Origin of the sequence: Mesorhizobium sp. M7A.F.Ca.CA.004.04.2.1 (assembly GCF_004022825.1) — a bacterium.
GTDB lineage: Bacteria > Pseudomonadota > Alphaproteobacteria > Rhizobiales > Rhizobiaceae > Mesorhizobium.
On record NZ_RZPH01000237.1, the window covers coordinates 1 to 6,684 of the forward strand.

At 63.5% G+C, this 6,684-nt stretch carries 8 protein-coding genes; 7 read left to right on the forward strand and 1 reads right to left on the reverse strand.

All coding sequences use genetic code 11. From position 1 onward, the window contains the following. Together EN893_RS13130 and EN893_RS13135 are read left to right on the forward strand one after the other, a co-directional pair. Positions 1-314, forward strand: a 314-nt coding sequence (locus EN893_RS13130; RefSeq protein ID WP_164900834.1) for a GGDEF domain-containing protein, incomplete at its 5' end; no start/stop codon positions are given. 75 nt (positions 315-389) lie between these two features. After that, a complete protein-coding gene (locus tag EN893_RS13135; RefSeq protein WP_127270056.1) occupies positions 390-1,607 on the forward strand; it encodes a GGDEF domain-containing protein in 1,218 nt (405 codons plus the stop codon). A gap of 62 nt (positions 1,608-1,669) precedes the next feature. On the opposite strand, the gene EN893_RS13140 is transcribed toward EN893_RS13135, so the two are convergent. Beyond that, complete coding sequence (locus tag EN893_RS13140) at positions 1,670-2,032, reverse strand: hypothetical protein (protein WP_127269290.1); 363 nt, start codon at positions 2,030-2,032, stop codon at positions 1,670-1,672. 263 nt (positions 2,033-2,295) lie between these two features. Between EN893_RS13140 and EN893_RS13145 the strand changes: the two genes are divergently transcribed. The 5 genes from EN893_RS13145 to EN893_RS13165 all read left to right on the forward strand — a co-directional run bounded on the left by EN893_RS13145 (position 2,296) and on the right by EN893_RS13165 (position 6,428). Continuing rightward, positions 2,296-2,724, forward strand: a complete 429-nt coding sequence (locus EN893_RS13145; RefSeq protein WP_127269291.1) for a hypothetical protein — start codon at positions 2,296-2,298, stop codon at positions 2,722-2,724. A gap of 260 nt (positions 2,725-2,984) precedes the next feature. After that, positions 2,985-3,404: a succinate dehydrogenase, cytochrome b556 subunit gene (sdhC, locus tag EN893_RS13150; RefSeq protein ID WP_032900823.1), complete on the forward strand. Its 420-nt coding sequence runs from the start codon at positions 2,985-2,987 to the stop codon at positions 3,402-3,404. A gap of 2 nt (positions 3,405-3,406) precedes the next feature. Beyond that, entirely contained in the window at positions 3,407-3,802 is a 396-nt protein-coding gene (gene sdhD / locus EN893_RS13155; RefSeq protein WP_127269292.1) for a succinate dehydrogenase, hydrophobic membrane anchor protein, read from the forward strand. A gap of 1 nt (position 3,803) precedes the next feature. Next, on the forward strand, positions 3,804-5,639 hold the full coding sequence (gene sdhA / locus EN893_RS13160) for a succinate dehydrogenase flavoprotein subunit (protein WP_127269293.1): 1,836 nt from the start codon (positions 3,804-3,806) through the stop codon (positions 5,637-5,639). 9 nt (positions 5,640-5,648) lie between these two features. Further along, complete coding sequence (locus EN893_RS13165) at positions 5,649-6,428, forward strand: succinate dehydrogenase iron-sulfur subunit (protein ID WP_013528877.1); 780 nt, start codon at positions 5,649-5,651, stop codon at positions 6,426-6,428. Positions 6,429-6,684 lie beyond the last annotated feature (256 nt).

A 6,684-nucleotide genomic window follows, 5' to 3' on the forward strand; every position in this document is an offset into this window, starting at 1 on the left:
GTGTTGCCGGGCGTATCGGCGGCGAGGAATTCGCGGTGCTGCTGCCACTCAGCGATCTTGCCGCGGCCCGGCTGTTCGCCGAGGCGGTGCGCACCGTCTATTCGGCCGGTCATGTCGACGGACTTCCCCAGGGAACGAGGGTGACGGCAAGCTTCGGCGTGGCGGCCCGCAGCGGTGGCGAGGCGCTGGAGCCGCTGATGCGCCGTGCCGACGATGCGCTCTACAAAGCCAAGAAGAACGGCCGCGACAGTGTACGCCTGTCCTATGAGCGGCCGGAAACGGCGTTCCTGCCGGAGCCGCTCAAGACCGGCTGAATCTGCCCGGACGGGACGGCGTTAACGTCTTCTTCGCCCGTCGATGATTAGCTGTCGGCGCGGGTGCGGGAGAACATGAGCGGCGCCAACTTCATCCTGTTGATCAATCTGTCGGTTGCCGGCCTGCTGGCGGCATCCTTCATGGCGGTCGCCTTCCACGATGTCGGCCGCGCGCCGGCGCGCTGGCTGGCATTTGGCTATCTGCTGGGCATGGCCTATTCGGCCATCGAATTCTCCATTCCCGCTTTCTCCGACGCGCGGCTCCCGGTCGTGGCCGCCTTCGCGGTTTTCCTTGCCGCCACCATTGCGTTCAATGGCGGGCTTGCCCGCAAATACGGCGTGGCACTGCCCTGGAAGCCGATGCTGTTGTTCCTGTTGACCACCACCATAGCTGTGTATTTCGTGCAGGATCTGCCCCGCCAGTCGCTGATCCGCATCATGGCTTACCAGCTTCCCTATGCGGTCATGCAGTTTGTGGGGCTGGCCATTGTCTGGTCATCGAGGCAAAAGCTTGCCCGTCTCGATCGCATGTTGATGGCCGTGCTGGCGGCGAGCGGTCTGCAGTTTGCCTCCAAACCGTTCATCGCGCATGCGCTTGGCGGCTGGGGCGCCAATCCGCAGGCCTATCTGCAAAGCAACTACGCGCTGGTGTCGCAATCGCTCGGCACTGTCTTTGCGCTGGCGCTGGCGCTGCTGATGCTGGCCATCCTGGTTCGCGACGTGCTCGCCGAAGTGACGTCGAAGTCGGAAACGGACACGCTGTCGCGTCTGCTCAACCGCGGCGGCTTCACCCGGCATGCCGAGCTGGCGGTGCTTGGCGCGATGCGGCAAGGCGTGCCGGTCGCGCTGGTCATCGCCGATCTCGATCATTTCAAGAGCGTCAACGACAGTTTCGGCCATGCGTCAGGCGACCGGGTGATCGAGACTTTTGCAGGCTTCCTGCGCGAAGCTGCAGCCGCGCATCACGTTGCGGGTCGGATTGGCGGCGAGGAGTTCGCCATCATCCTGCCGGGGACCAACCTTGCCGCGGCGCGGCTGTTCGCCGAGGGGACGCGCAGCGCCTTTGGCGGGCTGCCCATCGACGGGCTGCCGGCAGACAACCGCTGCACCGCGAGCTTCGGCGTCGCCGAACTTCATCCGAGCGAAGACTTTGCCGATCTGATGCGGCGCGCCGACCAGGCGCTCTATCAGGCGAAGAATGCCGGGCGCGATTGCGTGCGCGTCTCCGCCGGACCGGCCGGCAACTGGTCGTCAGCCGGAATGGAAGCCAGAGCAATTTCAGGAAAAGTGTGAAACGGTTTTCCCGGGAAAGCGCATAGCGCTTTCCCTTGGGAAATTGCGTCCAAACAAAGTGTCTAGCGGCAGGGGCTGAGTTCGGGCATCTCGCCGTCGGAGAGACCGTACATATAGGAGCGGCCCTTCACCAGCACAGGCGGCCGGTAGCAATCACTGTATCCGCTGATTTCGTCGGCTTCGTTCTCGTAGATCACCTTGGGCTGGCCGGCGCTGGTGTAGTCGGATAGCTGCTTGGCCAGCTTGCCTTCGCCGACGATGATGCGCTTGTAGCCGGCGGCGCTGTCGACAACGAGATTGCCGAAGGAATCAGCGTAGACGCGATCCTGATGCCGGGCGCCGGCGAGCGCTGGCGCTGCAAGGGCTACGACCGATGCCGCCACGATGAGCGCCGCAAGGCGCGATCTGCCTGAATTCGAACGCATGGCGTCCTCCGTGTCCTGAGGGAAAGCCTCCTCGAATCAGAAATTAACGTTTTCTTAACCTTTGTTAAGAGGCCAGCGCGTTTGGCGGCGATGTCTCGGTAAACATGGTTAATATCCGTTAATATCCGACTGGATGGAAAACCCGTTGGCCATTATTCGGCCATGCTTGGCCGCACCATCGCGGCTGGTGTCCGTCTCGGCGTCGGGATGACCTTGATCTTGGCAAAGCATCGCGGCTGGTTTGCCGCGCGGGAGGACAGCATATGGCGCTACGCCGGCCGATTTGGGCGTCCGTTTTCCCGTTGCTCGGGGTCGTCGCTGGCTGTGTGCCACAGGACAGTGGGCCGAAGGCGGCCAATACCGTCGTCGTCTCACCTGCGCCGGCTCAGCAGTCCGTCGCAGCCGCGGCGCCTCCGGCAGCTGCAGCCAAGATCATCACCGACCTTACCGCGCCGCGATCCGGCATAGGCACGGCCACCTACCGATGCGGCAACAACGGTATGATCTCCATCCAAAATCTAGGCACGTCGTTGCGTGTGGTCGGGTCCGATGGCGCGACCGAGGAGTTTGCGGCGTCGCCCGCCAACCAGAGCAGCCGCTACCAGGCGGCCACGCATGACGCAATCGTGATCGACGGACGCGAGGCGCTGGTGATGAAGAAGGGGTCGACGCCGCAGACCTGCAAACGCTAGGGCTAATCTCAACACCGCCGGGCCCTTGGGCCAGACATGTTGCACTGCAGCGATATCGAGCCGGCTTCGGGCCTCCCGGCCTAATCGATTGAAGCCTAAGCCGGCCTTTTAGTCAGACTAAATTACGTTTTCGAAACGGTTTTCTGGCTTTGACGCGGTGCAAAAAGAGCATTAGAAACCGGCTGTCCGAAGTCGCAACCGGAAGCGGCAATGCCGCATTTCCACCTGAGGCTCCAGAGAGACGCCGAACTGGGGGAGCCATGAGCAAATCACCAGCCACCCGCGAATTTGCCAGACGTGAACGGCCGATTTCGCCGCACCTCACCGTGTACCGGCCGCCGATCACCATGACGATGTCGATCATTCACCGCATCACCGGTGGGGCGCTGTATTTCGGCACGCTGCTGGTCGCCCTGTGGCTGATGGCGGCGGCCAGCTCGCAGGCGACTTTCGATTGGGCCAATTGGGCCTTCGGCACCTGGCTCGGCCGGCTCATCCTGTTCGGCTACACCTGGGCGCTGATGCACCATATGCTGGGTGGCGTGCGCCATCTGGTCTGGGACACCGGCGCCGGCCTCGAGAAGCATACCGCCTCGAAGATCGCCTGGGCGACGCTGGCCGGCTCGATCCTGCTCACGCTGCTGATCTGGATCGCCGGCTATATGGCGCGGGGAGCCTGACCATGAGCGGCAAAAACACCGACATGCGCACGCCGCTGGCGAGGGTCCGCGGCCTCGGCTCCGCCCGCGAGGGCACCGGGCATTTCTGGCGCCAGCGCCTGACCGCGATCGCCAACATCCCGCTGATCCTGTTCTTCGTCGGCTTCCTGATCGCGCTCAACGGCGCCGACTACGCACATGTGCGGGCAGCTCTTGCCAACCCGTTCGTCGCGCTGGTGATGGCCCTGGTGCTTATTTCCGGGCTTACCCATATGCGGCTCGGCATGCAGGTGATCATCGAGGATTACGTGCATGGCGAAGGCATGAAGCTGGCGCTGATCGCGCTCAATACATTTTTCACCATAGCGGTCGGCGTCGCCTCGATCTTCGCCCTGCTCAAGCTGGCATTCGGAGGCTGAGTTGGCCAAGGACGCGAAACAAGCCAACACGGCAGGCTATACCTTTGTCGACCACAAGTTCGACGTGGTGGTCGTTGGCGCCGGCGGCGCCGGCCTGCGCGCCACGCTCGGCATGGCCGAACAGGGCCTGCGCACCGCCTGCATCAGCAAGGTGTTCCCGACCCGCTCGCACACGGTGGCGGCGCAAGGCGGCATTGCCGCCTCGCTGTCCAACATGGGTCCCGATTCCTGGCAGTGGCACATGTACGACACCGTCAAGGGCTCGGACTGGCTGGGCGATGTCGACGCCATGGAATATCTGGTGCGCGAAGCGCCGGCCGCGGTCTACGAGCTCGAACATTATGGCGTGCCGTTTTCGCGCACCGAAGAGGGCAAGATCTACCAGCGGCCGTTCGGCGGCCACATGATGAACTATGGCGAAGGCCCGCCGGTGCAACGCACCTGTGCCGCCGCCGACCGCACCGGCCATGCCATCCTGCACACGCTTTACGGACAGTCGCTGAAGAACAACGCGCAGTTCTTCATCGAGTATTTCGCGCTCGACCTGATCATGGAGCCGGACGGCACCTGCACCGGCGTTCTCGCCTGGAACCTGGATGACGGCACCATCCACCGCTTCTCGGCCAAGATGGTGGTGCTGGCGACCGGCGGCTATGGCCGCACCTATTTCTCGGCCACCTCGGCGCACACCTGCACCGGCGACGGCGGCGGCATGGCCGCGCGTGCCGGCTTTCCGCTGCAGGACATGGAGTTCGTGCAATTCCACCCGACCGGCATCTATGGCGCCGGCTGCCTGATCACCGAGGGCGCGCGCGGCGAGGGCGGTTATCTCGTCAATTCCGAGGGCGAGCGCTTCATGGAGCGCTATGCGCCGTCAGCCAAGGACCTTGCCTCGCGCGACGTCGTCTCGCGCTGCATGACGCTGGAAATCCGCGAGGGTCGCGGCGTCGGCAAGAACAAGGACCACATCTTCCTGCATCTCGACCATCTCGATCCCGCCGTCCTGCATGAGCGGCTGCCGGGCATTTCGGAATCGGCCAAGATCTTTGCCGGTGTCGACCTCACCAAGGAGCCGATTCCGGTGCTGCCCACGGTCCACTACAATATGGGCGGCGTGCCGACCAATTACTGGGGCGAGGTGCTCAATCCGACGGCGATCAATCCAGACCAGGTGTCGCCCGGATTGATGGCTGTCGGCGAAGCCGGCTGCGCCTCAGTGCATGGTGCCAATCGGCTCGGTTCGAATTCGCTGATCGATCTTGTGGTGTTCGGCCGCGCGGCCGCGATCCGCGCCGGCCAGGTCATCGACCGCAAGTCGGCGATCCCTTCGCCCAACGAAGCCTCGGTCGAAAAGATCATGGACCGCTTCGACCGGCTGCGCCACGCCAATGGCTCGACGCCGACGGCCAGCTTGCGTGAAAAGATGCAGAAGGCGATGCAGGAAGACGCGGCCGTATTCCGCACGCAGGAGTCCCTCGAAAGCGGCTGCAAGCGCGTTTCGCAGATCTGGGGCGAGTTGAAGGACATCAAAGTGTCCGACCGCTCGATGATCTGGAACTCCGATCTGGTCGAGACGCTGGAGCTGGAAAACCTGATGGCCAATGCCATCACCACGGTCTACAGCGCCGAGGCGCGCAAGGAGAGCCGCGGCGCACACGCACGCGAGGACTTTTCGGTGCGCGACGACGCTGTCTGGCGCAAGCACACGCTGGCCAGGCTCAGCGAAGACGGCAAGGTGACGCTCTCCTACCGGCCGGTGCACACCGAGCCGCAGCTGGCTGAAAAGGACGGCGGCATCAGCCTCGCCAAGATCGCGCCCAAGGCCCGGGTGTATTGAGGATCGAACATGGTTGAACTCACGCTCCCCAAGAATTCGCAGATCAAGCCGGGGAAGACCTGGCCAAAGCCGGAGGGCGCCACCAATCTGCGGGAATACCGCATCTATCGCTGGTCGCCGGACGATGACGAGAACCCGCGCATCGACACCTATTTCGTCGACATGGACGATTGCGGGCCGATGGTGCTCGACGCGCTGCTGTGGATCAAGAACAAGATCGACCCGACGCTGACCTTGCGGCGTTCCTGCCGCGAAGGCATTTGCGGCTCCTGCGCCATGAACATCGACGGTTCCAACACGCTCGCCTGCACCAAGGGCTGCGACGACATTTCCGGCGCGGTAAAAGTCTACCCGCTGCCGCATATGCAGGTGGTCAAGGATCTTGTGCCCGACCTCACCAATTTCTATGCCCAGCATGCCTCGATCCAGCCTTGGCTGAAGACGGTGTCGCCGGAGCCGGCCAAGGAGTGGCTGCAGAGCCACGAGGACCGCGAGAAACTCGACGGGCTCTACGAATGCATATTGTGCGCCTGCTGCTCGACCTCGTGCCCGAGCTACTGGTGGAACGGCGACCGCTATCTCGGCCCGGCAACGCTTCTGCAGGCCTATCGCTGGCTGATCGATAGCCGCGACGAGGCCACCGGCGAGCGGCTCGACAACCTCGAAGACCCGTTCCGGCTCTATCGCTGCCACACCATCATGAACTGCGCGCAGACCTGCCCCAAGGGCCTCAACCCGGCCAAGGCGATCGCCGAGATCAAGAAGATGATGGTGGAGAGAAGGGTCTAGGCGGAGCGGATTTGCTGCAAACCTCGGATGTCGCGATCCGTAGCGCCCCCCTCTGTCCTGCCGGACATCTCCCCCACGTGGAGGGAGATTGGCTGTCATCGCGGCTTAGCCAATCTCAAAGGTTGAAGGATGACGCGCGCTCGGCGAAGCTGGCGAGCTCCCCCACGTGGGGGAGATGTCCCGCAGGACAGAGGGGGGCGCTGTCCCGCCGGCCTCAGAAAGGATTTTAGTCCAATGAGCGACGATCTTCCCATCC